Annotated in this window: 25 protein-coding genes and 1 riboswitch; of the genes, 14 read left to right on the forward strand and 11 right to left on the reverse strand. The window is 72.5% G+C overall.

The window, feature by feature from the left end:
- Window positions 1-365: 365 nt before the first annotated feature.
- From ABT034_RS13880 to ABT034_RS13890, 3 genes are all read right to left on the reverse strand, one after another.
- Complete coding sequence (locus tag ABT034_RS13880) at window positions 366-770, reverse strand: SCO2097 family morphological protein (protein WP_351214675.1); 405 nt, start codon at window positions 768-770, stop codon at window positions 366-368.
- Between the two features lie 272 nt (window positions 771-1,042).
- Window positions 1,043-1,831, reverse strand: a complete 789-nt coding sequence (locus tag ABT034_RS13885; protein WP_351214677.1) for a methyltransferase — start codon at window positions 1,829-1,831, stop codon at window positions 1,043-1,045.
- A 67-nt stretch (window positions 1,832-1,898) separates the two neighbouring features.
- A complete protein-coding gene (locus tag ABT034_RS13890) occupies window positions 1,899-2,429 on the reverse strand; it encodes an SAV_6107 family HEPN domain-containing protein (RefSeq protein WP_351214679.1) in 531 nt (176 codons plus the stop codon).
- Between the two features lie 166 nt (window positions 2,430-2,595).
- Between ABT034_RS13890 and ABT034_RS13895 the strand changes: the two genes are divergently transcribed.
- The 5 genes from ABT034_RS13895 (at window position 2,596) to ABT034_RS13915 (ending at window position 8,726) form a co-directional block, all read left to right on the forward strand.
- Window positions 2,596-3,489, forward strand: coding sequence for an ATP-binding cassette domain-containing protein (locus tag ABT034_RS13895; protein WP_351214681.1), 894 nt, complete (start codon window positions 2,596-2,598; stop codon window positions 3,487-3,489).
- Window positions 3,461-5,548 (forward strand): YhgE/Pip family protein, encoded by a 2,088-nt coding sequence (locus tag ABT034_RS13900; RefSeq protein ID WP_351214683.1) that lies wholly within the window; start codon window positions 3,461-3,463, stop codon window positions 5,546-5,548. The genes ABT034_RS13895 and ABT034_RS13900 overlap by 29 nt, the downstream gene beginning before the upstream one ends.
- 43 nt (window positions 5,549-5,591) lie before the next feature.
- Window positions 5,592-6,203: a TetR/AcrR family transcriptional regulator gene (locus ABT034_RS13905; RefSeq protein WP_351214685.1), complete on the forward strand. Its 612-nt coding sequence runs from the start codon at window positions 5,592-5,594 to the stop codon at window positions 6,201-6,203.
- A gap of 363 nt (window positions 6,204-6,566) precedes the next feature.
- Window positions 6,567-7,214, forward strand: a complete 648-nt coding sequence (locus ABT034_RS13910; protein ID WP_351214687.1) for a DUF4126 domain-containing protein — start codon at window positions 6,567-6,569, stop codon at window positions 7,212-7,214.
- Between the two features lie 78 nt (window positions 7,215-7,292).
- The gene (locus ABT034_RS13915; RefSeq protein ID WP_351214689.1) at window positions 7,293-8,726 is read left to right on the forward strand and encodes a phytoene desaturase family protein; all 1,434 of its coding nucleotides are present in this window, start codon (window positions 7,293-7,295) and stop codon (window positions 8,724-8,726) included.
- 45 nt (window positions 8,727-8,771) lie between these two features.
- Here ABT034_RS13915 and ABT034_RS13920 read toward each other — a convergent pair whose 3' ends face one another.
- The 5 genes from ABT034_RS13920 to ABT034_RS13940 all read right to left on the reverse strand — a co-directional run bounded on the left by ABT034_RS13920 (window position 8,772) and on the right by ABT034_RS13940 (window position 13,053).
- Window positions 8,772-9,602 carry a hypothetical protein gene (locus ABT034_RS13920; protein ID WP_351214691.1) on the reverse strand — a complete coding sequence of 277 codons (831 nt, stop codon included), beginning with the start codon at window positions 9,600-9,602 and terminating at the stop codon, window positions 8,772-8,774.
- Between the two features lie 54 nt (window positions 9,603-9,656).
- Entirely contained in the window at window positions 9,657-10,574 is a 918-nt protein-coding gene (gene metF / locus ABT034_RS13925) for a methylenetetrahydrofolate reductase [NAD(P)H] (protein WP_351214693.1), read from the reverse strand.
- Window positions 10,575-10,673: 99 nt separating this feature from the next.
- Window positions 10,674-11,327, reverse strand: a complete 654-nt coding sequence (gene thiE, locus ABT034_RS13930) for a thiamine phosphate synthase (protein WP_351214695.1) — start codon at window positions 11,325-11,327, stop codon at window positions 10,674-10,676.
- Window positions 11,328-11,429: 102 nt separating this feature from the next.
- Window positions 11,430-11,795: an Rv2175c family DNA-binding protein gene (locus ABT034_RS13935; protein WP_351214697.1), complete on the reverse strand. Its 366-nt coding sequence runs from the start codon at window positions 11,793-11,795 to the stop codon at window positions 11,430-11,432.
- Between the two features lie 43 nt (window positions 11,796-11,838).
- Window positions 11,839-13,053, reverse strand: a complete 1,215-nt coding sequence (locus ABT034_RS13940) for an NAD(P)/FAD-dependent oxidoreductase (RefSeq protein WP_351214699.1) — start codon at window positions 13,051-13,053, stop codon at window positions 11,839-11,841.
- Between the two features lie 82 nt (window positions 13,054-13,135).
- A riboswitch (TPP riboswitch) is annotated at window positions 13,136-13,249 on the forward strand.
- On the opposite strand from ABT034_RS13940, the gene thiO reads away from it, so the two are divergent.
- The 6 genes from thiO to ABT034_RS13970 all read left to right on the forward strand — a co-directional run bounded on the left by thiO (window position 13,247) and on the right by ABT034_RS13970 (window position 18,998).
- The gene (gene thiO, locus ABT034_RS13945) at window positions 13,247-14,446 is read left to right on the forward strand and encodes a glycine oxidase ThiO (protein ID WP_351214701.1); all 1,200 of its coding nucleotides are present in this window, start codon (window positions 13,247-13,249) and stop codon (window positions 14,444-14,446) included. (Overlaps the previous riboswitch by 3 nt.)
- Window positions 14,443-14,643, forward strand: a complete 201-nt coding sequence (gene thiS / locus ABT034_RS13950; protein WP_351214703.1) for a sulfur carrier protein ThiS — start codon at window positions 14,443-14,445, stop codon at window positions 14,641-14,643. Before thiO ends, thiS begins: the two co-directional genes overlap by 4 nt.
- Before the next feature lie 5 nt (window positions 14,644-14,648).
- Window positions 14,649-15,443: a thiazole synthase gene (locus ABT034_RS13955; RefSeq protein ID WP_351214705.1), complete on the forward strand. Its 795-nt coding sequence runs from the start codon at window positions 14,649-14,651 to the stop codon at window positions 15,441-15,443.
- A 175-nt stretch (window positions 15,444-15,618) separates the two neighbouring features.
- Window positions 15,619-17,535: a Stk1 family PASTA domain-containing Ser/Thr kinase gene (gene pknB / locus ABT034_RS13960; RefSeq protein WP_351214707.1), complete on the forward strand. Its 1,917-nt coding sequence runs from the start codon at window positions 15,619-15,621 to the stop codon at window positions 17,533-17,535.
- 6 nt (window positions 17,536-17,541) lie between these two features.
- Entirely contained in the window at window positions 17,542-18,405 is an 864-nt protein-coding gene (locus tag ABT034_RS13965; protein WP_351214709.1) for a deoxyribonuclease IV, read from the forward strand.
- A gap of 68 nt (window positions 18,406-18,473) precedes the next feature.
- Entirely contained in the window at window positions 18,474-18,998 is a 525-nt protein-coding gene (locus ABT034_RS13970; RefSeq protein ID WP_351214711.1) for a DUF4396 domain-containing protein, read from the forward strand.
- A 22-nt stretch (window positions 18,999-19,020) separates the two neighbouring features.
- Here the strand turns inward: ABT034_RS13970 and ABT034_RS13975 are convergent, their stop codons facing one another.
- Complete coding sequence (locus tag ABT034_RS13975) at window positions 19,021-19,665, reverse strand: sulfite oxidase-like oxidoreductase (RefSeq protein WP_351214713.1); 645 nt, start codon at window positions 19,663-19,665, stop codon at window positions 19,021-19,023.
- A gap of 178 nt (window positions 19,666-19,843) precedes the next feature.
- Between ABT034_RS13975 and bfr the strand changes: the two genes are divergently transcribed.
- Complete coding sequence (bfr, locus tag ABT034_RS13980) at window positions 19,844-20,320, forward strand: bacterioferritin (RefSeq protein WP_024755581.1); 477 nt, start codon at window positions 19,844-19,846, stop codon at window positions 20,318-20,320.
- A gap of 16 nt (window positions 20,321-20,336) precedes the next feature.
- Here bfr and ABT034_RS13985 read toward each other — a convergent pair whose 3' ends face one another.
- Together ABT034_RS13985 and ABT034_RS13990 are read right to left on the reverse strand one after the other, a co-directional pair.
- Window positions 20,337-20,588, reverse strand: a complete 252-nt coding sequence (locus tag ABT034_RS13985) for a (2Fe-2S)-binding protein (RefSeq protein WP_351214715.1) — start codon at window positions 20,586-20,588, stop codon at window positions 20,337-20,339.
- Between the two features lie 132 nt (window positions 20,589-20,720).
- Entirely contained in the window at window positions 20,721-22,073 is a 1,353-nt protein-coding gene (locus ABT034_RS13990) for a class II 3-deoxy-7-phosphoheptulonate synthase (protein WP_502972915.1), read from the reverse strand.
- Window positions 22,074-22,227: 154 nt separating this feature from the next.
- Between ABT034_RS13990 and ABT034_RS13995 the strand changes: the two genes are divergently transcribed.
- Together ABT034_RS13995 and ABT034_RS14000 are read left to right on the forward strand one after the other, a co-directional pair.
- Window positions 22,228-25,014: an N-acetylmuramoyl-L-alanine amidase gene (locus tag ABT034_RS13995; protein ID WP_351214717.1), complete on the forward strand. Its 2,787-nt coding sequence runs from the start codon at window positions 22,228-22,230 to the stop codon at window positions 25,012-25,014.
- A 95-nt stretch (window positions 25,015-25,109) separates the two neighbouring features.
- Window positions 25,110-25,166: a trp operon leader peptide gene (locus tag ABT034_RS14000; protein ID WP_071892416.1), complete on the forward strand. Its 57-nt coding sequence runs from the start codon at window positions 25,110-25,112 to the stop codon at window positions 25,164-25,166.
- Window positions 25,167-25,214 lie beyond the last annotated feature (48 nt).

Below are 25,214 nucleotides of genomic sequence, written 5' to 3' on the forward strand. Positions count from 1 at the left end.
CCGGCCGTTGTGCCCGCGGCGGGGTGCGGGCGGGCGGGCACCGCCCCCGCGGAACAGTTGCCCACAACGAGGGTGGCGGGGCTGGGGTGCGCCGACCGTTGCGTCCGCGGCGGGGTACGGGCGGGTGGGCACCGCCCCAGTGGTACGAATGCCCGCAACGGGCGGGTGGGCACCGCCCCGGCGGTGCGGACGCCCACCACGGAGGTGGGCGGGGCGCGTCGGCCACTGGGTGGGCACCGCGGGGTGGAAGGGCCGCAGGGTGCCGGGGACGGGGACGGCCCGAGCCCCGTGGGGCGGCGCTGGGCGCCGGCCTCACGGGGCTCGGGGTCGTACGGAAGGGTGCGGGGCCTCCGCTCAGGGGCCCGTCAGTGGCCGCCGCCCTGCTGTTCGTCGCGGCGGCGCTGCCACCGCTCTTCGATCCGGTTCATCATGGAGCGTCGCTGCCGGGTCTGACGGCCACCGGCCGCCACCCCACCCTTGGCCTGCTGCTCGCCCGGCTTCGGCGCCTTGCGCCATCCGGTGACCGCCAGGACCGCGCAGCCCAGCATGACGAGGAACCCCACCACGCTGATCCAGATCTGCTGTGCGACCATTCCGGCCATGAGGAGCGCGATACCCACCAGGAAGCCGGCGACTGCCTGGTAGACCCGTCGCCGGGTGTACGTACGCAGTCCGCTTCCCTCGAGCGCTGTCGCGAACTTGGGATCTTCGGCGTACAGCGCTCGCTCCATCTGCTCGAGCATTCGCTGCTCGTGCTCCGAGAGCGGCACGGAGTCCTCCTAGTCGTCGGTCGCGGGGGCGACCGGTTTGCGGCCCTTTCAGGATAGGCAGGGAATCGCCCCCGTGAAACCCGCCCTCAATGCCGAATAGCCAATCCGGGCCGCCATGCGGATCGGTTGCTGAGGCGTTGATTCCCCAGCCCCTCGTCCGTCATGCCGGATGCTGTCCCCCGATCATACGGGGCGGAGCCCGTTACGGGGTGGGCTGTGGCGTACTCCATGGAGTGCCGTCGCCCGCGCCGCCGATCGGGTGGCCGTCCTGCTCAGGCCCGCTTCTCGCCCAACAGGTGCAGTTGCGTGGCGATCGCGTGGAAGGAGGGCAGCTCCGCGGCGGCCGCCTCCAGCTTGAGCAGGGCCTCCGCCGCACCGGGCTCGGTGTCGACGAGGACGCCGGGGACGAGGTCCGCGAAGACCCGGACGCCGTGCACCGCGCCGACCGCGAGCCCGGCCCCGTCGGCGAGTTCGGTGAGCTGCTCGGCGGTGAAGCGCCGGGGCACGGGGTCGCCGGCGCCCCAGCGGCCCGCCGGGTCGGTGAGCGCGTGCCGGGCCTCGGTGAAGTGGCCGGCGAGGGCGCGGGCGAGGACGGCGCCGCCGACCCCGGCGGCGAGCAGGCTGAGGCTGCCGCCGGGCCGGAGCGCGGCGGCCGCGTTCCGTACGCCCTCGACGGGGTCGTCGACGTACTCCAGGACACCGTGGCAGAGCACGGTGTCGTGGCTCTCGCGTCCGACCACGTCGAAGAGGCCGCTGATGTCGCCCTGGACCCCGGTCACCAGATCGGCGACGCCGGCCTCGGCGGCCCGGCGCTCCAGCGCGAAGAGCGCGTTGGGGCTGGGGTCGACGACGGTGACCCGGTGGCCGAGGCGGGCGACCGGCACCGCGAAGTTCCCGGAGCCGCCGCCCGTGTCGAGGACGTCGAGGCTGTCCTTGCCGGTGGCTTCGACCCGGCGGTCGAGGGCCTCCTTGAGGACGTCCCAGACGACGGCGGTACGCAGGGAGGCGCGCGACGGGCGCGACGTCGCCTCTCGGCCGAAGGCAGCGGAAGGGTCCGGCACGGCTGTTGACTCCTCGGTGACGGGTACGGACGCTCCCCACCCTATGGCCTCGGCCTGGCCTTCCGGATCATCCTCCGGCTCCGTCCGCCCCCGGTCGGCGGGGCGGGACGGGCTGGAGGGCGAGGAGCCGCTCGACCAGGCGCAGGAAGAAGGAGGCGTCCCTGAGGAGGTCGTCGGCCTCGCGCCGGGTGGCGGCGCTCGCGATGCCGGCCTCGGCGCGGGCCCTGCGCTCGGCGCCCGAGGCGAAGAGGGCGCTCCACTCGGTCAGCTCGGGGGTCAGCTCGGCGAGGAGCTCCCAGGCGCTCCGTATCCGCTGCCGGCGGCGGGGGCCGGTGTCGGGTCGGGCGCGGGCGGCAAGGACGGCGGCGGCGGCCCGCAGAGCGGCGAGGTGGGCGGCGGCGTACCGCTCGTGGGGGCGGTCGAGGGTCGCGGCCTCGGCCAGCCCCGCCCGGGCCTTGGCGAGGAGGTCGAGCGCGGCGGGCGGGGCGGCGGAGCGGCGCGGGACGGCGTGGACGTCCGACGCGGGTCCTGACTGCGCGGGGACGGTACGGCCCCCGGGGTGGCGGTGGGGCGCGGCTGCTGCGGAAGGGCTTGCCATGACGAGTCCTCCTGTCGTCGCGTGACGGCACTGTGGCCGTATGTGCCCATCGTGCCCGGCCCCACTGACAACGCCGCCGACCTGGGCTTTTGCCTGGAAACCACGTCCGGGGGTAGTTTTTGCACTGACCAGTCAGTGCAAAAACGGGGAACAGGGGGGTGGGTCCGTGGAAGCGGAAGCCGAGGAGCGGCCGCACGGTGCCGCCGTCGTCGCGGACGGCTTCGGACTGAGGGGGCCGCGCGGCTGGGCCTTCCGGGAGGTCTCCTTCCGGGCCGCGCCGGGCTCGCTGACGGCGATCGAGGGGCCGTCGGGTTCGGGCCGCACCTGTCTGCTGCTCGCGCTCACCGGCCGGATGAAGGCCACGGAGGGCACCGCGGAGGTGGGCGGGCTCCCCCTGCCCCGGAAGATGGCCGGGGTCCGCCGGATCAGCGCCCTCGGGCAGGTGCCCGGCGTCAGCGAGCTCGACCCCGCGTTCACGGTCGCCGAGCACCTGCGCGAGCGGGCCCTGCTCCAGCGCCGTTACGACGGTTCCGTCCGGGCCCTCCTGCGGCGCCCGGCCGAGCGTGCCGCGGCGACCCGGGCCCGGATCGAGGAGGCCGTGGCGGCGGCCGGGCTCGACCTCTCCGCCCTGCCGAAGGGCGAGCGGACCTCCGTACGGGATCTGGAGCGGCTCGAAGCACTGCGGCTCTCGACCGCCCTGGCCCTGATCGGCCGCCCCCGGCTGCTCGCCGTGGACGACACGGACCTGAAGCTCTCGGACGCCGACCGGGCCGAGGCCTGGGCACTGCTGCGCGAGGTGGCCGCCGCCGGGACGACCGTCCTCGCCGTCTGCAGCGAGGCCCCCGAGGACGCCCTGCGCATCACCACGCTCGCGGACCCGAAGGAGCCGACGGAACCGGAAGAGCCGGAGAACCCGCCGCCGAACCCGCCGCCGCCGACGGACCCGACCGACCCGGGAGAGCCGGAGACGCCCGCCTCCGATCCCGACGCGAACGACGACGACGACCACACGACCGAGGAGGGGGCGGCCGATGCGCTCGCCGAAACTGGCCGCGCTTGAGCTGAAGCGCTTCGGCAGGGGGAAGCTGCCGCGCGCCGCGCTCGTCGCGATCCTGCTGCTGCCCCTGCTGTACGGCGCCCTGTACCTGTACTCGTTCTGGGACCCGTACAGCAGGCTCGACAAGATCCCCGTGGCCCTCGTCAACGAGGACCGGGGCGCCACCGCCGACGGCAAGCGGATCAACGCCGGTGACGACATCACCAAGGGGCTCCTGGAGAGCAACACCTTCGCCTGGCACCGGGTGAGCGACGCCGAGGCACGCGAGGGCGTCGAGGACGGGAAGTACTACCTGTCCCTGACCATGCCCGGCGACTTCAGCTCGCGCATCGCCTCCAGCTCCGGCGACGCCCCCGAGACCGGCGCCCTCCGCGTGCGGACGAACGACGCCAACAACTACATCGTGGGGCAGATCTCCCGGACGGTCTTCTCCGAGGTGCGCACCGCGGCCTCCACCAAGTCCTCGCGGTCCTTCCTCGACAAGATCTTCATCTCCTTCTCCGACATCCACGACGCCACCGCGAAGGCCGCCAAGGGCGCCGGCGACCTCAAGCAGGGCGTCGACAAGGCGAAGAAGGGCTCCAAGGACCTGGCGGACGGCCTCACGACCGCCAAGACCGGCAGCGGCGACCTGGCCGCCGGCCTGAAGAAGCTGGACAAGGGCGCGAAGGACCTGGAGAGCGGCTCCCGCAAGGTCGCGAACGGCACGCAGTCGCTCGCCGACAAGGTGAACGGCACCGCCGACAAGGTCCGCCCCTACCTGGCGAACAACGGCAGGTCGATCCGCGACACCGCCCGGCTCGTCTCCGACTCCACCACCGCCGTCCAGCACCGGCTCGACGACCTGGTCGAGCGGGCCCCGGTGCTCCGTACGGCCGCGCACAAGGCCGACGACGGTCTGGCCGCGATCCACCGGGAGGAGTGCGAGCTGAAGCCGGAGGCCGACGAGCGGATCTGCGCCCGGCTCAAGGAGGCCTCGGTCACCGCGGACGACGTGGCCACGATCGCGGACGACGTGCACGCGCTGACCAAGGACAGCAAGGGCGACATCAAGACCCTGGACGCCCGGCTCGTCACGCTCAAGAAGCAGGCCGACGAGCTGGCCGCCCGCGCCCCGCACCTCGACGAGGACGTCGAGGACGCCATCAGGAAGATCAACGAGCTCAACGCGGGCGCGAAGCAGGTCGCGGCGGGTGCCGACAAGCTCCACACCGGCATCACCGAGGCCAAGACCGGTTCCGTCAGCCTCGACACCGGCGTCGGCAAGCTCAAGAAGGGCGCGGGCGACCTCGACGGCGGCCTGTTCAAGCTGGCCGACGGCTCCGGTGAGCTGGCCGGCGGGCTGCGCGACGGCGTCGAACGGATCCCGGACTACGACGAGCAGGACCGTGACCGGCGTACGGAGGTCATGGCGGATCCGGTGCAGTTGGCCTCCCAGTCCCTGCACAAGGCGCCGAACTACGGCACCGGTTTCGCCCCCTACTTCATCCCGCTCTCCCTCTGGGTCGGCGCGATGGTCGCGTACATGATCATCCAGCCGATGAACCGGCGCGCCCTCGCCGCCGGTGCCTCCGCCTGGCGGATCGCGCTCGCGGGCTGGTTCCCGGTGGCGGCGATCGGCGTCCTCCAGGTCGCGGCCCTCATGTCGGTCCTGCACTGGGGCCTCGGGCTCCAGATGGCCAGGGCGGCCGGCACGGTCGGCTTCCTCACCCTGGTCACCTGCTGCTTCGCCGCGATCATCCAGTGGCTCAACGCCCGCTTCGGCGCGGCCGGCCGGATCCTGGTCCTCGCGGTCCTGATGCTCCAGCTGACCTCGGCGGGCGGCACGTACCCCGTCCAGACCAGTCCGGGCTTCTTCAACGCCGTCCACCCCTTCCTGCCGATGACCTACGTGGTCGAGGCGCTGCGCCGGCTGATCACGGGCGGTGGGATCGGGCCCGTCTGGCAGGCCTGCGCGGTCCTGACCGCGTTCACCGTGGGCGCCCTGGCCCTGACCGCGGTCTCGGCCCGCAAGCGGCAGGTCTGGACGCTCGACCGGCTCCACCCCGAACTGACCCTGTGAGACGGGGCCTGTGACGCCCGCGACACCTGTGAGAATCGACCCCATGGACAGCAGCAGCACCCGACGCCAGGCCACGCGCGCGAAGCTCTACGAGGCGGCCGTCACCCTCATCGCGGAGCAGGGCTTCTCCGCGACGACGGTGGACGAGATCGCCGAGCGGGCAGGCGTGGCCAAGGGCACGGTCTACTACAACTTCAAGAGCAAGACCGAGCTCTTCGAGGAGCTGCTGCGCCACGGCGTGTCGCTGCTCGCGGCTTCGCTGCGCTCGGCGGCCGAGGAGACCGCCGAGCGCGGCGGGAGCAGGGTCGACGCGCTCGACGCGATGATCCGCGCGGGCCTCGTCTTCATCGACCGCTACCCGGCCTTCACCCAGCTGTACGTGGCCGAGCTGTGGCGCACCAACCGGGCCTGGAACTCGACGCTCCTGGTGGTCCGCCAGGAGGCCGTCGCGGTGGTCGAGGGGGTGCTGCGCGAGGGGGTCGCGGCCGGTGAGCTGAGCGACGACATCGACGTCCAGCTGACGGCGGCGGCGCTGGTCGGGATGGTGCTGGTGGCGGCGCTCGACTGGCAGGCCTTCCAGAGCGAGCGTTCGCTCGACGACGTGCACGCGGCGCTCTCCCGGCTGCTGCACGGCCGGGTGGGCGGCCGCCGCTGACCACGCGCCCGCGTGGAACCCCCGTAACACTCCTCACGCTCCTTCGTACGGCGTGCCCCGCGGCGCCGTGCGCGCACGGCGAGAAGGCCGGTCCGACGAGGCTCGATCCCCCCGAGCCCCGCCGCACCGGCCTTCCGCCGTCCTCCCCCGTGTGCCCCGTGCCCCCCGTATCCCCCGTGGCACCCCCGTGCCCCGTACCGGCAGGCGCGCGGTCCCGGTTCCGCCGCCCCGTGTCGGCGGTTCCCGGGGCCGCGCCCCTTCCGTGGACTCCACTCTTCCGTCCGGGCCCGCTCGCGCCCATCCGCGCACCTACTCATCTCGACCTCTAGGTACGGGTACTCAGACCTGGTTACGATCGCGGGCGTGTCCGTACTCCCCCTGGTGTTCACCAGCGGCTGGGCGAGCGGGATCAACGCGTACGCGGTGGTCCTGCTGTTCGGCGTCTTCGGCGCGACCGGGCTCACCGACGAGGTGCCCGAGTCCTTGCAGCGCACCGATGTCCTCGTCGTCGCCGGCGTGCTCTTCCTGTGCGAGGCGGTGGCCGACAAGATCCCGTACGTCGACTCGATATGGGACTCCGTCCACACGGTGATCAGGCCGGTGTCGGGGGCCGTCGTCGGCGCCCTGCTCGCCGGGCAGAACGGTTCGCTGCCCGAGCTCGCGGCAGGCGCGGTCGGCGGTTCGACGGCCCTGCTCAGCCACTTCGTCAAGGCGGGGACGAGGATGGCGGTCAACTCGTCGCCCGAGCCGTTCTCCAATGTCGCGCTGAGCCTGGCGGAGGACCTCGGGGTGGCGGCGATCATCACCTTCGCCGTCTTCCACCCGCTGGCGGCGGCGATCATCGCGGCCGTGCTGCTCGCCCTCGGACTGACGATACTGGTCTTCCTCGCGAAGAAGATCCGCCGCTTCCTGCGCCGCAGGTCCCAGCGCCGCGAGGAGAGACGGCTCGCCGACGTGACGACCAGAGCCCGGTCACGGCCACCGTCCGACGACGGGTCGGAGCACTTCTGACCGGCCGGCCCCGGACGCCCGACGGGACCGCCGACCGGGTTTCCACCACTGTCCGAGGCGCCGGATAAAGTCGCCGGCATGGCACGGATTGTGGTGATCGGCGCGGGACTCGGCGCCATGGCGGCGGCGGCCCGACTGGCCGTGGCGGGCCACCGGGTGACGGTGTACGAGCGGGGCGGGACGTACGGCGGCGCGGTCGGCCGCTTCGAGCGGGACGGCTTCGCCTTCGACACGGGCCCGGGGCTGCTGCATCTGCCCGCCGTGTACCGGGACCTGTTCGTGAAGACGGGCAAGGAACCCCTGGAGGAGTGCGTCACGCTGACGCAGGTCGACCCGGCGGCCCGTCATGTCTTCGCCGACGGCGCCCGCGTGGACCTGCCGAACGCCTCCCGGGCCGGCACGGTCGCCGCCCTGGACGCGGCGCTCGGCGCCGGCGCGGGCGAGCGCTGGGGCGACTTCCTGGTACGGGCCCGTGAGGCCTGGGACCGCACCCGCCGCCCGCTCCTGGAGGAGCCGCAGCCGACCGATCCCGCGCCCCTGGCCCGTGAGCCGTACCCGGCCCTGAAGCCGGGCCTGTTGCGGCGGCCGACGACGACGCTCGCGCAGGTGGGGGCGCGGGAGCTGCGCGACCCCCGGCTCGCCGCCCTGCTCGACGCGTACGCGTGGACGTACGGCTTCGACCCGGCCACGGCCCCCGCCTCGGCCGCCGTCCTGCCGTACATGGAGCAGACCTTCGGCAGCTGGTACGTGGGCGGGGGGCTGCGGGCGCTCGCCGACGCGGTGTACGAGCGGTGCCGGAAGCGGCGGGTCGAGTTCGTCTTCGACACGCCCGTCGAGGGCGTCCTGGAGAAGGACGGCCGGGCGGTGGGCGTCCGGCTGGCCGGCGGCGACACCGTCGAGGCCGACCATGTCGTCTCCGGGGCCCCGCTGCCCGCCCTCCACCGGGACCGGGTCGTCGAGTGGGGCCCCGGTGACGACCGGCCGCGCCACCAGGCCCTCACTACGGGCCGGGTGACGGTCTGTCTGGCGCTGCGCGGGGCCCGCGAGCCGGAGGCGGTCCACCGGACCGTGGTGCACGCGGCCGGCGAGCGGCCGACGGTGACCGTGCTGCGCCCGGACGATCCGGCGCTGCGCCCGGACGCGGACCACGAGTCGGTGACGGTCACGGCGACCGTCCCCACGTCCGGGGAGCAGGAGTGGGAGGCCCTCGCCGGGCGGATGGTCGAGGCGGCCGGACACGCGGTGCCGGGGCTGCGGGAGCGGCTGCTGTGGCAGCACGTCCGCACCCCGGAGGACGTACGGCGGGACACCGGCGCCGCCGAGGTGCCGGGGCCCGCGCTCGCCGGGGCCGGCGGGCGGCTGCTCCCGGCGGACAACCGCTCCCCGCTGCCGGGCCTCTGGTTCGCGGGCGGCTGGTCCCACCCGGGCGGCGGGCTCGCCCACGCGGGCATGTCGGGCGCGCTTGTGGCGGGGTTCATCGTGGAGGGCGCGGACTTCCGCGGCTCGCAGTGAGCGCGCGGGGCCGTCGGCGCGATTCGCCGACGGCCCCACGGTCACTCAGTAGCGGTACTGCTGCTGGTCGTCCGGGTGCGGCTCGTAGCCGTACGGGCTCGGGGCCTGCGGCGGCTGCTGCGGCTGGGGCGCCTGCTCGGTGTCGCGCTGCTGCGGGACCCAGACCCCGCCGGGAGGCGTGTCGTAGGTGTACGAGGGGGCGTACGGATCGGTGTAGTACGAGCCGTACTGCTGGCCGTCCGTGCCGGGGCCGATGTACGGGTCGGAGTAGGCGGCGTACTGCTGCTGCGCCGCGGCGGCGCCGTAGTCGTAGGCGGGCTGCTGCTGGCCGTAGGCCGGCGCGTAGGGGTCGTACCCCGTGTCGTGACCCGTCTCGTACCCGGTGGCGTGGCCGTGCGCCGTGTCCTGGCCCGTGCCGTAGACCCCGTACTGGCCGGTGTCCTCGGGCAGGGGCAGGGGCTCGTAGACCGCGGTGCTCTCCGCTGCGGCGGGCTGCTGCTCACCGTCGCCTTCCGGCACGGCGTACGCGGTGTCCTCGCCGCCGTAGGACAGCTCGGTGACCTCAAGGGTGGGCCCGGCCTGCGTGGGAGCGCCGGACCTGCGGCGACGGCTCGCGCCGGGGCTGCCGCCGATCGCCCAGCCGGTGGAGAAGCCGCGGCGGAAGGACAGCGTCACGTACGTCTGGCCGACGGCGAAGGCGACCGCCCCCGCGATGATCACCGCCACCAGGGACAGCAGGACGCCCGCGACCACACCGAGGAAGCCGCAGAAGGCGAGCACCCGCCAGCGCAGCCGTGCCTTGTACTGGAGGAGCACCTCCCCCAGCAGCCACAGTGCGACCACGCCGAACGCGATGTAGAGGACCGTCCACCCCATGCCCCGCCGCCCCTCTCCACGGTCACCGCCGCGGGTCGGGGCGGGTACGACCGGTCACGACTGCTGGTGCAGTCCGAGATTCTCGTAGATCTCGAGCGTCGCGGTGGAGCTGTTCAGCGTGATGAAGTGCAGTCCGGGGACACCCTCGGAGAGCAGCCGCGCGCAGAACTCCGTCGCGAACTCGATACCGATGGAGCGTACAGCGGCGGGATCGTCCTTGACGGCGAGGATGCGCTCTTTCACATCGTCGGGGAAGGCCGCGTTGCTCAGCTGGGGCAGTCGGTCGAGGGTCTTCACGTTCACGACGGGCATGACTTCGGGGATGATCGGGGTCTCGCAGCCCGCCTTCGCGACGCTGTCGCGGAGCCGCAGGTAGTTCTCCGGATCGAAGAACATCTGGGTGATCGCGTAGTCGGCGCCCGCGCGGCACTTGTCCACGAAGTGCCGGATGTCGGTGTCCCAGTCGGTGGAGCGGGGGTGCATCTCCGGGAAGGCGGCGACGCCCACGCAGAAGTCACCCGACTCCTTGATCAGCCGGACGAGGTCGGCCGCGTACCGCACGCCCTCGGGGTGCTCGATCCACTCGCCGAGCGGGTCACCGGCCGGGTCGCCGCGCAGCGCGAGCATGTTGCGGATGCCGGCGTCGGCGTACTGGCCGAGGACGTTCCGCAGCTCGGCGACCGAGTGGTCGACGGCGGTGAGGTGGGCGACCGGGGTGAGCGTGGTGTCGGAGGCGATCTTCTGGGTGGCCTTCACGGTGCCGCCGCGGGTGGAGCCGCCGGCGCCGTAGGTCACGGAGACGAAGCTCGGTCCGACCGCCTCGACCCGGCGCATCGCGTTCCAGAGGCCCTGCTCGCCCTTCGCGGTCCGGGGCGCGTAGAACTCGAAGGAGTACGACGTGCCGCCGGAGGCGAGGATCTCGCGGACCGTGCGGGCGCGGTCCGAGCGGACAGAAGCGGTACCAAGGGCCATACCGGCAGGTTAGACGGGGTGCGCCGAGCGGCGTGAACGGTGTCCGGCTGATGGACACCTTTTCGGACAGGCGGCCGGGCGGATCCTTGGACGAACGCCCTACTCCCCCGCCCGCTCCCGGACCCGCTTGGCGAGGGCGGCCGTGGCGGCGGCCGGGTCGTCGGCCTCGGTGATGGCCCGGACGACGACGATCCGGCGCGCGCCGGCGTCCAGGACCTCGTCGAGGTTGGTCGCGTCGATGCCGCCGATGGCGAACCAGGGCCGGTCCTGGGCGAGGCCCGCCGTGTACCGCACGAGGTCGAGGCCCGGCGCGTACCGTCCGGGCTTGGTCGGGGTGGGCCAGCAGGGGCCGGTGCAGAAGTAGTCCACGCCCGGTTCGGCGGCGGCCGCGGCCGCCTCGCTCTCGGCATGGCAGGACCGGCCGATCAGGACCTCGTCGCCGAGGATCGCGCGGGCGGCGGGCACGGGCAGGTCGCCCTGGCCCAGGTGGAGCACGTCGGAGCCGATGGCGTGGGCGACGTCGGCCCGGTCGTTCACGGCGAGGAGCTTGCCGTGGCGGCGGGCGGCGTCGGCGAGGACGGCGAGGTGCTCCAGCTCCTCACCGGCCTCCATGCCCTTGTCGCGGAGCTGCACGATGTCCACGCCGGAGGAGAGCACGGCGTCGAGGAAGTCGGGCAGGTCGCCCTGGCGCTTCCGGGCGTCGGTGCACAGGTAGAGCCGGGCGTCGGCAAGCCGCTCACGAGGCGTGGGCATGGGTGGGGTCCCCCCGTCGGTGTCGCCGGTGCCGCGGTGGCCGGCCCGTGAGGGACCGGCCACCGCGGCACCCGCTGGTGGTGTCTTCGGTGCGTGCGCGCGTCAGAGGGCGAGCGCCTGGGCGCGGCGCTTCACCTCCGTGCCGCGGTTCTCGTTGAGCGCCTGCGCGGGCGTGCCGGGCAGGCTCTCGTCCGGAGTGAAGAGCCACTCCAGCATCTCCTCGTCGGTGAAGCCGTCGTCCCGCAGCACGGTCAGGAGCCCGACGAGGCCCTTGACGATCCTGTCGCCCTGGATGAAGGCGGCGGGGATCTGCAGGGCGTTGTTCTCTCCGCGGCGCACGGCGATGAGCTGGCCTTCATTGATCAGCTGCCGCACGCGCGTCACCTCGACATCGAGCATCTCCGCGATGTCGGGCACGTAGAGCCAGGCGGGGACGAGCGCATCGATCTTCACGTCAATCTTGGTCACAGGACAAGCCTGCCATCCCGGACCGACAGCCGGTACTCGGGCCCTACAGGACCGCCGCCTTCAGGGGTACGGACGGGTCGGCGGCCCGCGCCGGGTCGACGGGGACGGCCGCCTCGACGAGCTTGCGGCCCTGGGCCAGGTCGCGGGGGCGGCCGACGGCGAGGAGCGCCACCGGCACGCCGGCGCGCAGCCAGAGCACCGACCAGGCCTCGTCGGCCGGGTCGCCGCGCCACAGCAGTTCGTCCGCGTCGGCGTGGTGGCCGGCGTACTGGACGAAGCGGCCGAACTGCTCGGACCAGAAGTACGGGACGGGGTCGTACGGCGTGTCGGCGGACCCGGTGATCGCCGCGGCGACCGTACGGGGGCCCTGGAGGGCGTTGTCCCAGTGGTGGACGAGGAGGCGCTCGCCGTAGCGGGCGGAGGGGAAGGAGGCGCAGTCGCCGACGGCGTACACGTCGGGCAGGGAGGTGCGCAGCCGCTCGTCGGCGGTGATGGCGCCGCTCGGGTCGAGGGCGATGCCGGAGCCGGTGAGCCAGCCGGTGGCGGGGCGGGCGCCGATGCCGACGACGACGGCGTCGGCGGGGAGCTCGCGTCCGTCGGCGAGGAGGACGCGGCCGGGTTCGACGGTGTCCACGCGCGCGTGGGTGAGGAGGGTGGCGCCGTTCGCCCCGTACCACTCGGCCATGGGGGTGGTGACCTCGGCGGGCAGGGCTCCGGCGAGGGGGCGGTCGGCGGCCTCGACGACGGTGACGGCGCAGCCCGCCTCGCGCGCGGCGGTGGCGAACTCGGCGCCGATCCATCCGGCGCCGACGACCACGACGGTGTGGCGGCGCTCCAGGACGGGCCCGAGGCGTACGGCGTCGTCGAGGGTCCGCAGCAGGTGGACACCGGGGACGCCGTCGGCGCCGGGCAGGGTGACCGGCTGGGCGCCGGTGGCGACGACGAGGGTGTCGTAGCGGACGGGTCCGGCCTCGGTGTCGATCTCGTGGTCGGCGGCGCGCAGGCCGGTGACGTCGAGGCCGAGGCGGAGCTCGACGCGGAGGGCCTCGAAGTCGACGCCGAAGGCGGAGTCCTCGGCCTTGCCGAGGAGGATGGCTTTGGAGAGCGGGGGGCGGTCGTAGGGCTGGTGGGGTTCGGCCCCGATGAGGGTCACGGGGCCGGTGAAGCCCTGTTCGCGCAGGGCGACGGCGGTCTGTACGCCCGCCATCCCCGCGCCGACGATCACGACGTGCTGCTCGGCCTGCTTCTGCTCGCTCACCCGACCACCTTACGCATCTGACATACCGTCAGGAAGGGAGGGGTCTACGGCCTCCCGGAGGCGGAAGCTAGTCTGGCGGGCGTAAAGCACTCGCGGGAGCCCGGACGCACCGGGCTGAGAGGGAGGCTGGGACGGCCTCCGACCGTACGAACCTGATCCGGGTCATGCCGGCGAAGGGAGGGGCTGGACGCCCATGCGTTCTTCCGAAGTCTCACGCACCTCCGACACCTCCGACATCTGCGATGTCCTCGTGATCGGGGGCGGGATCATCGGTCTGGTCACGGCCTGGCGGGCCGCGCGGCGCGGGCTGCGCACCGCCGTCGTCGACCCGGACCCCGGCGGTGGCGCCGCGCGGGTCGCGGCCGGGATGCTCGCCGCCGTCACCGAACTCCACTACGGCGAGGAGACCCTGCTCGGGCTCAACCTCGCCTCCGCCGCGCGGTATCCCGCCTTCGCCGCCGAGATCGAGGAGGTCACCGGCCTCGACGTCGGCTACCGCGCCTGCGGCACCCTCGCCGTCGCCCTCGACGCCGACGACCGGGCGCACCTGCGCGAGCTGCACGCCCTGCAGACCCGCTGCGGGCTCGCCTCCGAGTGGCTCAGCGGCCGTGAGTGCCGCCGCCTCGAACCGATGCTCGCCCCCGGGGTGCGCGGCGGGCTGCGGGTGGACGGCGACCACCAGGTCGACCCGCGCCGGCTTGCCGCCGCGCTCCTCGTCGCCTGCGAACGGGCCGGGGTGGTCTTCCACCGCGCCCTCGCGCGGAGCCTGACGGTGGTACGGGACCGGGCGCGCGGTGCCGTGCTCGCCGGGGGCCGGGAACTGTCGGCCGACCAGGTCGTCCTGGCCGCGGGGAGCCTGAGCGGGCGGCTCGCGGGCGTCCCGGCCGAGGTGCTGCCGCCCGTACGCCCCGTGAAGGGCCAGGTGCTGCGGCTGCGGGTGCCGGCCGCGTACGCCCCCTTCCTCTCCCGGACCGTCCGGGCCGTCGTCCGGGGCAGCCACGTCTACCTGGTGCCCCGGGAGAACGGCGAACTCGTCGTCGGCGCCACCAGCGAGGAGCTGGGCTGGGACACCACGGTCACCGCCGGCGGGGTGTACGAGCTGCTGCGCGACGCCCACGAGCTCGTCCCCGGCATCACCGAGCTGCCGCTCACCGAGACCCTGGCGGGGCTCCGGCCCGCGTCCCCCGACAACGCGCCGCTGCTCGGCCCGACCGCGCTGCCCGGCCTCCACCTGGCCACCGGCCACTACCGCAACGGGGTCCTGCTCACCCCCGTCACCGGCGACGTCATGGCCGAGGTCCTCACCACGGGCGTCCTCCCCGACGAGGCGCGTCCCTTCACCCCCCGCCGTTTCTCCCCCGCCCCTCCCGTACGTCAGGAGCAGCCCGTATGAACGTGTCCGTGAACGGAGAACCGCGCGAGCTCTCCGGCCCCCTCACCCTCGACGCCCTCGTCGCCACCCTGACCACGTCCCGCTCCGGGGTCGCCGCCGCGCTCAACGAGACGGTCGTGCCGCGCGGGGAGTGGGCGTCGACGCCGCTCGGCGAGGGCGACCGGGTCGAGGTCCTCACCGCGGTCCAGGGAGGCTGAACGCGATGTCCGACGACGTTTTCACCCTCGGCGGTACGGAGTTCTCGTCGCGCCTGATCATGGGCACCGGCGGGGCGCCCAGCCTCGACGTCCTGGAGCGCTCGCTGGTCGCCAGCGGCACGGAGCTGACGACGGTCGCCATGCGGCGCCTCGACCCCACCGTCCAGGGCTCCGTCCTCTCCGTCCTGGACCGGCTCGGCATCCGCGTCCTGCCCAACACGGCGGGCTGTTTCACGGCAGGCGAGGCGGTCCTGACGGCCCGGCTCGCGCGGGAGGCGCTCGGCACCGACTGGATCAAGCTGGAGGTCGTCGCCGACGAGCGGACGCTGCTGCCGGACGGGGAGGAGCTCCTCGCCGCGGCCGAGACCCTCGTCGACGACGGCTTCACCGTCCTCCCCTACACCAACGACGACCCGGTCCTCGCGCGGAAGCTGGAGGACGCGGGGTGCGCGGCGATCATGCCGCTCGGCTCCCCCATCGGCTCGGGCCTCGGCATCCGCAACCCGCACAACTTCCAGCTGATCGCGGAGCGGGCGGGGGTGCCGGTCATCCTCGACGCGGGTGCGGGCACGGCGTCCGACGCGGCCCTCGCGATGGAGCTGGGGTGCGCGGCGGTGATGCTGGCGTCGGCGGTGACGCGGGCGCAGGAGCCGGTGCTGATGGCGGGGGCGATGCGGCACGCGGTCGAGGCGGGGCGGCTGGCGTACCGGGCGGGCCGGATCCCGCGCCGGCACTTCGCGGAGGCGTCGTCCCCGGCGGAGGGCCGAGCCGCCCTGGACCCGGAACGCCCAGCGTTCTGATCCCCGGCCGGGCCGGACGCCCGGCCGGAGCGGACGCCCGGTCGGAGCGGACGCCCGGTCGGCGGGCGACGGCGCGCGGCCGGGCCCGGGGGTCCGGGCGATGCTCGTCACAGGTGCGCTGCAACAGCGGGACGACCGCGCGGGGGCCCCGTCCACGGCTCGTAGACTCGACGCCGTGGACACGACCCTTCAGGACCCCCTCGTCGGGCGGCTGCTCGACGGCCGCTACCGCGTCGACGCGCGCATCGCCGTCGGCGGGATGGCCACGGTCTACCGGGCCGTGGACACCCGCCTCGACCGCGTCCTCGCGCTCAAGGTGATGCACCCCGCCCTCGCGACCGACGCCGCCTTCGTCGAGCGTTTCATCCGCGAGGCGAAGTCCGTGGCCCGCCTCGCGCACCCCAACGTCGTCGGCGTCTTCGACCAGGGCGCCGAGGGCGCCTACGTCTACCTGGCGATGGAGTACGTCGCCGGCTGCACCCTCCGCGACGTCCTGCGCGAGCGCGGCGCCCTCGCCCCCCGCGCCGCCCTGGACATCCTGGAGCCCGTGCTCGCCGCGCTCGGCGCCGCGCACCGGGCCGGGTTCGTGCACCGGGACATGAAGCCGGAGAACGTCCTGATAGGGGACGACGGCCGGGTCAAGGTCGCCGACTTCGGTCTCGTACGGACCGTCGGCTCGGCGACCGCCACCACCGGCTCGGTCCTCGGCACCGTCTCGTACCTCGCGCCGGAGCAGATCGAGCACGGCACCGCCGACACCCGCGCCGACGTCTACGCCTGCGGTGTCGTCCTGTACGAGATGCTGACCGGCGGCAAGCCCCATTCCGGCGACACCCCCGCCCAGGTGCTCTACCAGCACCTCAACACGGACGTGCCCGCCCCCTCGGCCACCTTTCCCGGCCTCGCCCTGGAGCTGGACGAGCTGGTCGCGGCGGCCACGGCCCGCAACCCCGACGTCCGCCCGCACGACGCCGTCGCCCTGCTCGCCCTCCTCCGCGAGGCCCGCACCGCGCTCGGTGAGGAGCAGCTGGACGCCGTACCCCCGCAGGCGCGGTCCGGGGCCCGGGACACCGCCGAGGACCGGACCAGCGTGATCGCCCGGCCCGTCCCGGCGGCCGTGGCGGAGGACCCGCAGCCGGTGCTGCACACGAACCGGCTGCCCGCGCCGGAGCCCCCCGCGCCCACGGCCACGGCCCGCCGGCGGCCTCCGCGCGGCCCGCTCCTGATCGTCCTCGGCGTCCTGCTCGCCCTCGGCCTCGGCGCCGGCGTCTGGTACATCAATTCCGGCCAGTTCACCCGGGTCCCCGCCGTCCTCGGCCAGACCGAGTCGGCCGCGACGAAGCGGATCACCGACGCCGGCCTGGAGGTCGGTTCGACGAAGCGCGCGTTCAGCGACGTGTACGAGCGCGGCACCGTCATGGCCGTCGACCCGGCACCGGGCGAGCGCCTCCGGGGCAACGCGGCGGTCACCCTGACCCTCTCCCGCGGCCCGGAGATCGTGAAGGTGCCCAACCTCAGGAACAAGCCGCTCGCCGAGGCCCGGCGCCTGCTGGAGCGGGAGGGCCTGGCGCCCGGGGTGACCAGCTCCGCGTTCAGCGAGTCCGTCGCCCGGGGCTCCGTGATCAGCTCCGACCCCGAGCCCGGCACCGAGCGCTCCCCCGACTCGGCCGTCGCCCTGGTGGTCAGCAAGGGCGCGCCGATCGACGTGCCCGACGTCACCGGCGAGACCGTCGGCGCGGCCACCGCCCGCCTCCAGGAGGCCGGGCTCACCGTCCGGGTCGCCCCGGAGCGGATCAACTCCTCCGAGGTCGCCGGCGCCGTCGCCGCGCAGTCCCTCGCCGAGGGCAGCCGGGCCGCCGAGGGCGACACCATCACTCTCACCGTCTCCAAGGGGCCGAAGCTGGTCACGGTGCCGGACGTGACGGAGAAGACGACCGACGACGCCCGCGCGGCCCTGGAGGACGCGGGCTTCGAGGTGGAGGTCAAGAAGTCCTTCCCCTACCTCGGCGACACGGTCTCGGGCCAGTCCGTGGCGGGCGGCGGGACCGCGCCCGAGGGCTCCACCATCACCCTCACGATCAAGGGACTGTAGAGACTCATGCGCAACCCCGTCGGCGGCCATGTCCCCGTGGCCGGAGGCCTCGCCACCACCGGCCTCGGCTACGCCCGTGAACTCGGCGCCGAGGCCGTGCAGGTCTTCGTCGCCAACCCGCGCGGCTGGGCCACCCCGCCCGGCAACCCCGCCCAGGACGAGCGGTTCCGCGCCGAGTGCGCCGCCGAGTCGATCTCGGCCTGGGTCCACGCCCCGTACCTGATCAACTTCGGCTCCGGCACCGAGGCCACCGTGGAGAAGTCGGTGGAGTCGATGCGGCACTCGCTGCGGCGGGGCCGGGAGATCGGCGCGAAGGGCGTGGTGGTGCACACCGGCTCGGCGACCGGGGGCCGCCCGCGCGCGGAGGCGCTCGCCCAGGTACGGGAGCGGGTGCTGCCGCTCCTCGACGAGCTGACGCACGAGGACGATCCGTATCTGCTCCTGGAGTCGACGGCGGGCCAGGGGTTCTCGCTCTGCTCCCGCGCGGAGGACTTCGGGCCGTACTTCGACGCGCTCGACCGTCATCCGAAGCTGGGGATCTGCCTCGACACCTGCCACATCTTCGCCGCCGGCCACGATCTGACCGGTCCGCACGGCGCGACGCAGACCCTCGACCAGCTGGTGGCGACCGTGGGCGAGGGGCGGCTGAAGCTGATCCACGCCAACGACTCCCAGGACGTGGTCGGCGCCCGCAAGGACCGGCACGCGAACATCGGCGTGGGCCACATCGGCGAGGACGGGTTCCGGAACCTGCTCCGGCACCCGGCGACCGACGGCGTGCCGCTGATCATCGAGACGCCGGGCGGCAAGGCGGGGCATCTCGCGGACGTGGAGCTGCTGAAGAAGCTCCGGGGCGTCATTTCGCGTTGAGGAATACCCTAGGGGGGTATACGGTTCCTGTGACGGCAGGAACCGCTACCCGCCTTTGGGGGCACCCGATGCAGCACGACGCACACACCCACCACGACCACCACACCGACCACGAGGGCCACGCGGGCCACGAGGGCCACGCGGGCCACTCCGGCAAGGTCTCCTGGTCCATGGCCGCCAAGGCCACCCTGCACTGCCTCACCGGCTGCGCCATCGGCGAGGTGCTCGGCATGGTCATCGGCACCGCGCTCGGCTGGGGCAACGTGCAGACGATGATCCTCGCGATCACCCTGGCCTTCTTCTTCGGCTACGCGCTCACCCTGCGCGGCATCCTGGCCGCCGGCGTCGACTTCAGGACGGCGTTCAAGGTCGCCCTCGCCGCCGACACCCTCTCCATCGCGGTCATGGAGATCATCGACAACGGCGTCCTCGCCCTCTGGCCCGGAGCCATGGACGCGCACCTCTCGGAGCCGTTCTTCTGGATCGTGCTCGCCATCGCCCTGGGGGCGGCCTTCGTGATCACCACGCCGGTCAACAAGTGGATGATCGGCCGCGGCAAGGGCCACGCGGTGGTCCACCAGTACCACCACTGACGGCCTGGCGCCCGACCCGCGCCTACAGCTCCGGGCCGTCCCCCGGCTCCTCCTGGTACGAGTAGCGCTGCTCGGTCCAGGGGTCGCCGAGGTTGTGGTAGCCGCGCTCCTCCCAGAAGCCCCGGCGGTCGGCGGCCATGTACTCCACGCCCCGGACCCACTTCGGGCCCTTCCAGGCGTACAGATGGGGGACGACCAGACGGAGCGGGAAGCCGTGCTCGGCGGTGAGCAGCTCGCCGTCCATGTGGGTGGCGAAGATCGTGCGGTCCGCGGCGAAGTCGGCGAGGCGCATGTTGGCGCTGTAGCCGTACTCGGCCCAGACCATCACATGGGTGACCTGGGGCGCGGGCGGGGCGAGGTCGAGGATCGTGCGGGCCGGGACGCCACCCCATTCGGCCCCGAGCATGCTGAATTTCGTGACGCAGTGCAGATCGGCCACGACCGTGGAGAACGGGAGGGCCGAGAACTCCTCGTGGTTCCAGCACCGCTTGTCGCCGTCGGCCGTCGCCCCGAAGACGCGGAACTCCCAGCGGTCCGGCTTGAACTTGGGGACGGGCCCGTAATGGGTGACCGGCCAGCCGCGCTGGAGCCGCTGGCCCGGCGGAAGGTCCGGTGAACGATCCGGCTGCCCCGCTTCCCGGTGTACTCCGCTCTCCGGCTGACCCATGTCATCCATGGTGACAGACGGCGAGGGGTGGTCATGACCAGGAGACCACCCCGCACCAGCGGATTCGGGCAACTCCGACTAAGCCTGCACTTACTGGACGACCCCCATTCGGGGTGCGAGGATGCGGCCATCCTGCCCAGTGACGGCATAGACACGTAACGTGGAAGGAGCCTCTGCGATGCAGGGCGACCCCGAGGTCCTCGAGTTCCTCAACGAGCAGCTGACCGGCGAGCTGACGGCCATCAACCAGTACTGGCTGCATTACCGCATCCAGGACAACAAGGGGTGGACGAAGCTCGCCAAGTACACCCGCGAAGAGTCCATCGATGAGATGAAGCACGCGGACAAGATCACCGAGCGCATCCTCATGCTCGACGGTCTGCCCAACTACCAGCGGCTCTTCCACGTGCGGGTCGGCCAGACCATCACCGAGATGTTCCAGGCGGACCGCCAGGTCGAGGTGGAGGCGATCGACCGCCTCAAGCGCGGTATCGAGGTCATGCGCGCCAAGGGCGACATCACCTCGGCGAACCTCTTCGAGGAGATCCTGGCCGACGAGGAACACCACATCGACTACCTGGACACGCAGCTGGAGCTGATCGAGTCCCTGGGCGAGGCGCTCTACATCTCGACGCTCATCGAGCAGCCGAGCTAGGCGGAGCCGGACCGGGCTAGGCGGCTTCCTCGAGCTCCACGGCGGGCTCTGCGACGGACTCAGCCGCCAGCGCGGGCATCCCCTGGTCCAGAAGGTCACGCCGGGGGCAGTTGCCGCGCCCGAGGATGGCCTGAATGCGACGGACGCAGGAACCGCAGTCCGTGCCGGCCTTGCAGGCCGAGGCGATCTGGCGGGGCGTGCAGGCGCCCGCGTCGGCATGCTGCTTGACCTGCTTCTCCGTGACACCGAAGCATGAGCAGACGTACAACGCGGTTCACCTCCCGCCGTGATCGATAAGGCTAACCTAACCTTACCCGGCGCGGCGGGACCGTAAAAGCCCTGGAAACGACGATGGGGCGCGGATCACATGGATCCGCGCCCCGTCGTCGTAGGTACCTACTTACTGATCGCGGTACATCTCCGCCACCAGGAACGCCAGGTCCAGGGACTGGCTGCGGTTGAGCCGCGGGTCGCAGGCGGTCTCGTAGCGCTGGTGCAGGTCGTCGACGAAGATCTCGTCGCCGCCGCCCACGCACTCGGTGACGTCGTCACCGGTGAGCTCGACGTGGATGCCGCCCGGGTGGGTGCCGAGGCCCTTGTGGACCTCGAAGAAGCCCTTGACCTCGTCGAGCACGTCGTCGAAGCGGCGCGTCTTGTGGCCGGAGGCGGCCTCGAAGGTGTTGCCGTGCATCGGGTCGGTGACCCAGGCGACGACCGCGCCGGAGGCGGTGACCTTCTCGACCAGCTCGGGGAGCTTGTCGCGGACCTTGTCGGCGCCCATGCGGACGATGAAGGTCAGCCGGCCGGGCTCGCGGTCGGGGTCGAGGCGGTCGATGTACGTCAGCGCCTCGTCGACCGAGGTGGTCGGGCCCAGCTTGATGCCGATCGGGTTCGCGATCCGCGCGGCGAATTCGATGTGGGCGTGGTCGAGCTGGCGGGTGCGCTCGCCGACCCAGACCATGTGGCCGGAGGTGTCGTAGAGCTTGCCGGTGCGCGAGTCCGTACGGGTCAGGGCGCCCTCGTAGTCGAGCAGCAGCGCCTCGTGGGAGGCGTAGAACTCGACGGCCTTGAACTCGGCCGGGTCGGTGCCGCAGGCCTTCATGAAGTTCAGCGCGTTGTCGATCTCGCGCGCCAGCTGCTCGTAGCGCTGGCCCGAGGGGGACGCCTTCACGAAGTCCTGGTTCCAGGCGTGCACCTGGCGCAGGTCGGCGTAACCACCGGTGGTGAAGGCGCGCACCAGGTTGAGCGTGGAGGCGGAGGCGTTGTACATCCGCTTCAGGCGCTCGGGGTCCGGGATGCGGGACTTCTCGTCGAAGTCGAAGCCGTTGACCGAGTCGCCGCGGTACGTCGGCAGGGTCACGCCGTCACGGGTCTCGGTCCCCTTGGAGCGGGGCTTGGAGTACTGCCCGGCGATGCGGCCGACCTTGACGACGGGCACGGAGGCCGCGTACGTCAGGACGGCGCTCATCTGGAGCAGCGTCTTGAGCTTGGCCCTGATGTGGTCGGCGGACACGGCGTCGAAGGCCTCGGCGCAGTCGCCGCCCTGGAGCAGGAACGCCTCGCCACGGGCGACGGCTCCCATCCGGGCGCGCAGCTGGTCGCACTCGCCGGCGAAGACGAGCGGAGGATACGACTCGAGGTCCGCGATCACATCGCGCAGAGCCTCGGCATCGGGGTACTCGGGCTGCTGCGCCGCGGGCAGGTCTCGCCAGGTCGCCTTGGCGACGGCGTGGGATTCAGCGTTCACGGTCACACGGACCACATTACGGGGTTCTTCGTCCGGTCCTGTCCCCCTGCCCAGTGGCTGAGACACGCGCCCGAAATGTCCAGCGGCGATCTTCACGCCATCGAGTGGTGTTACCCTCTGGCCCGTTTCACAAGTTGACACTCGAACCACAGGGGTGGGCGTGACCCAGAGGCACCGCAGGGACCGCAAGAAGAAACGAATCTTGTACGGAGCGGCGGCCGCCGTCGTGGCCACGGCCACGATCGGCACCATCGCGGTCGCCTCCCCCGGCCTCCTGGGCGTGGCGGCGAGCGGCGGCAAGGCTGCTGGGGACTCTTCCCTGCAGTCGCAGTTCGCAAACGCGGCGCGTGAGTTCGATGTGCCGCAGAGCGTGCTGATGGCCGTGTCGTACAACCAGACGCGGTGGGAGTCGCACGACGGCGAGCCGAGCGTCACCGGCGCGTACAACGTCATGGGCCTGACGAAGGTCGACGCCGATGACGTGGAGCAGGAAGTCACCGACGAGCAGATCGATCACTTCAACGGCTCCGGCCGCCCGGAGATCGAGAAGACCTTCGACCGTGAGAAGGTCCGCAGCATTCTGGAGAAGGCGATCGTCGACACCGACGACCCCCGCCTCCACACCCTGGACAAGGCCGCCGAGCTGATCGACAGCTCCACCGAGGCCGTCCAGAACGACTCCGCGGCCTCCATCCGGGCCGGTGCGGCGCTGCTCGCCGACTACCAGAAGCAGGCGGGCGCCGAGCTGTCGGAGGAGCCGGGCGACTGGTACCCGGCGGTGGCCCGCTACGGCCAGTCCTCCGACCGGAAGGGCGCCGACCTCTTCGCGAAGCGCGTCTTCGAGTCGATCAAGACCGGTGAGCGGGAGCTCACCCTGGACGGCGAGCAGGTCTCCCTGCCGGCCGACGCCACGGTCGAGCCGGTCAAGCCGGCGAACGTGCCGCTGGCGGCGAGCTTCGCGGCCACGACGGCCGCCGCGCTCCCCGAGTGCCCCACCGGCCTGAACTGCAACGTCAAGCTGTCCGTCCCCGATGCCGAGGGGAGGAAGAACTACACCGCGGGCGACCGCCCCAACCAGGGCGTCGACATCCGCCAGATCGTCATCCACGACACCGAGGGCGGCTACGACGGTTCGCTCAAGGTGCTCACGACCCCGACGAGCGGGGCCAGCGCGCACTACCTGATCAAGGCCTCCGACGGCCTGGTCACCCAGATGCTCGAGAACAAGAACCTGGCGTGGCACGCGGGCAACTGGACCCACAACATGCACTCCATCGGCGTGGAGCACGAGGGCTTCGCCATCAAGGAGGGCAGCTGGTACACGGAGCAGCAGTACCGTTCCTCCGCGGAGCTGGTGAAGCACCTGGCGAAGACGTACGGCGTGCCGCTCGACCGTGAGCACATCATCGGTCACGACGAGGTGGCGCTCCAGACGGACGCCGGCCTCGGCAAGCTCCACTGGGACGCGGGCCCGTACTGGGACTGGAACTACTACATGTCCCTCATGGGCGCCCCGCAGGGCGACAAGGGACCGGGCGGTCTGCTCAAGGCCGGCCAGGTGGTCCGTGTCGTGCCGCCGTTCACGACGACGAACCAGCCGAAGCTGACCACGGGCGGCAACGCCGTCCCGCCGCGTCCGTCCAACTTCGGCTACCTGTACACCTCGCCCACGACGACCGCGACGACGCTGAAGGACCCGTACTTCAGCTCGCTCTGGTCCGAGGGCTCGAACTACGGGAACAAGGTCAGGGCGGGCGGCTCCTACGTCGTCGCCGAGGCCCAGTACAACTGGACGGCGATCTGGTACGCCGGCCAGAAGGCCTGGTTCTACAACCCGGGCGGGCAGTACACGGCGCCGGTGACCGGCGCCACGACCGTCAAGGTGAAGTCGGGGCTCACCTCGGCCAGGATCTACGGCCGTTCCTTCCCGGAGACCGCCGCGTACACGGCGGCCGGTCTGGCCGCTCCGCAGGACGACGGCGCCTACCTGACCAAGTTCACCTTCGCCCCCGGTCAGGCGTACGTGAAGGCCGGTCCCGCGGTGAAGGGCGACGACTGGTTCGGCTCCGCCCAGAAGAACGTCGTCGGCAGCACGATGTACGTGCCGATCCGCTTCCACCACAAGGTCGTCTGGGTCAAGCAGAGCGACATCGCGGAGGCGCCCGGCGCTTCCCCCGTCGCCACGACCAACCGCTACAACGTCATCGCCCGTGACGCCTCCGGTGTCCTCTGGCAGTACCAGGGCACCGGCAACGCCTCCGCGCCGTTCCTGGCCCGGTACCGGGTCGGCAGCAGCTGGGGCGGCTACAACGTCGTCACCCCGATGACCGCTCTCCGGGCCGACGGCACCGGTGACGCCGTCGCCCGGGACACCTCCGGTGTGCTCTGGTACTACCAGGGCAGCGGCAACCCGTCCTCCCCGTTCAAGGGCCGGCTGCGGACCGGTGGCGGCTGGGGGGCCTACGACCGGATCGTCGCCGTCCGCGACGTGACCAACGACGGCAAGCCGGACCTGATCGCGCGCGAGAAGTCGGGCCTGCTGTGGCTGTACCAGGGCACCGGCGTCCCGGCCACCCCGTTCGCCACCCGGACCCGGGTCGGCGCCGGCTGGCAGGCGTACAACGCGATCGTCAGCACCGGCGACCTCTCCGGTGACGGCAAGGCCGACCTGATAGCCCGCGACACCGCCGGTGTGCTCTGGTCGTACACCGGTACGGGCAAGGCCACCTCGCCGTTCGCCACCCGCGTCAGGGTCGGCTCGGCCTGGGGCGGGTACAACAGCATCGTCGGTCCGAGCGACCTGTCCGGTGACGGCAAGGTCGACCTCATAGCCCGCGACGGCTCCGGCACGCTCTGGTCGTACAAGGGTCTGGGCAGCGCCTCCGCGCCGTTCGCCACCCGCGCCAACGTGGGCCCGGGCTGGCAGATCTACAACCTGATCTTCTGATCGGGTAGTCGAGACGCCCTCACGGGGCCCGGCTCGCACCGTCCACGGTGCGGACCGGGCCCCGTTTCCGTGCCCCCCTGGGTTACAGTGCTCGCATGTTCGCGCCTCAGATCCAGAACTGGTGGTGGACCGCTCATCCGGCGGCCCACTGACTGCGCGTACACCGACAGACGCAAAGGCCGCCCGAGGGGCGGCCTTTT

This window comes from Streptomyces sp. NPDC002773, from assembly GCF_040295605.1.
In the GTDB taxonomy this organism is placed as follows: Bacteria; Actinomycetota; Actinomycetes; order Streptomycetales; family Streptomycetaceae; genus Streptomyces.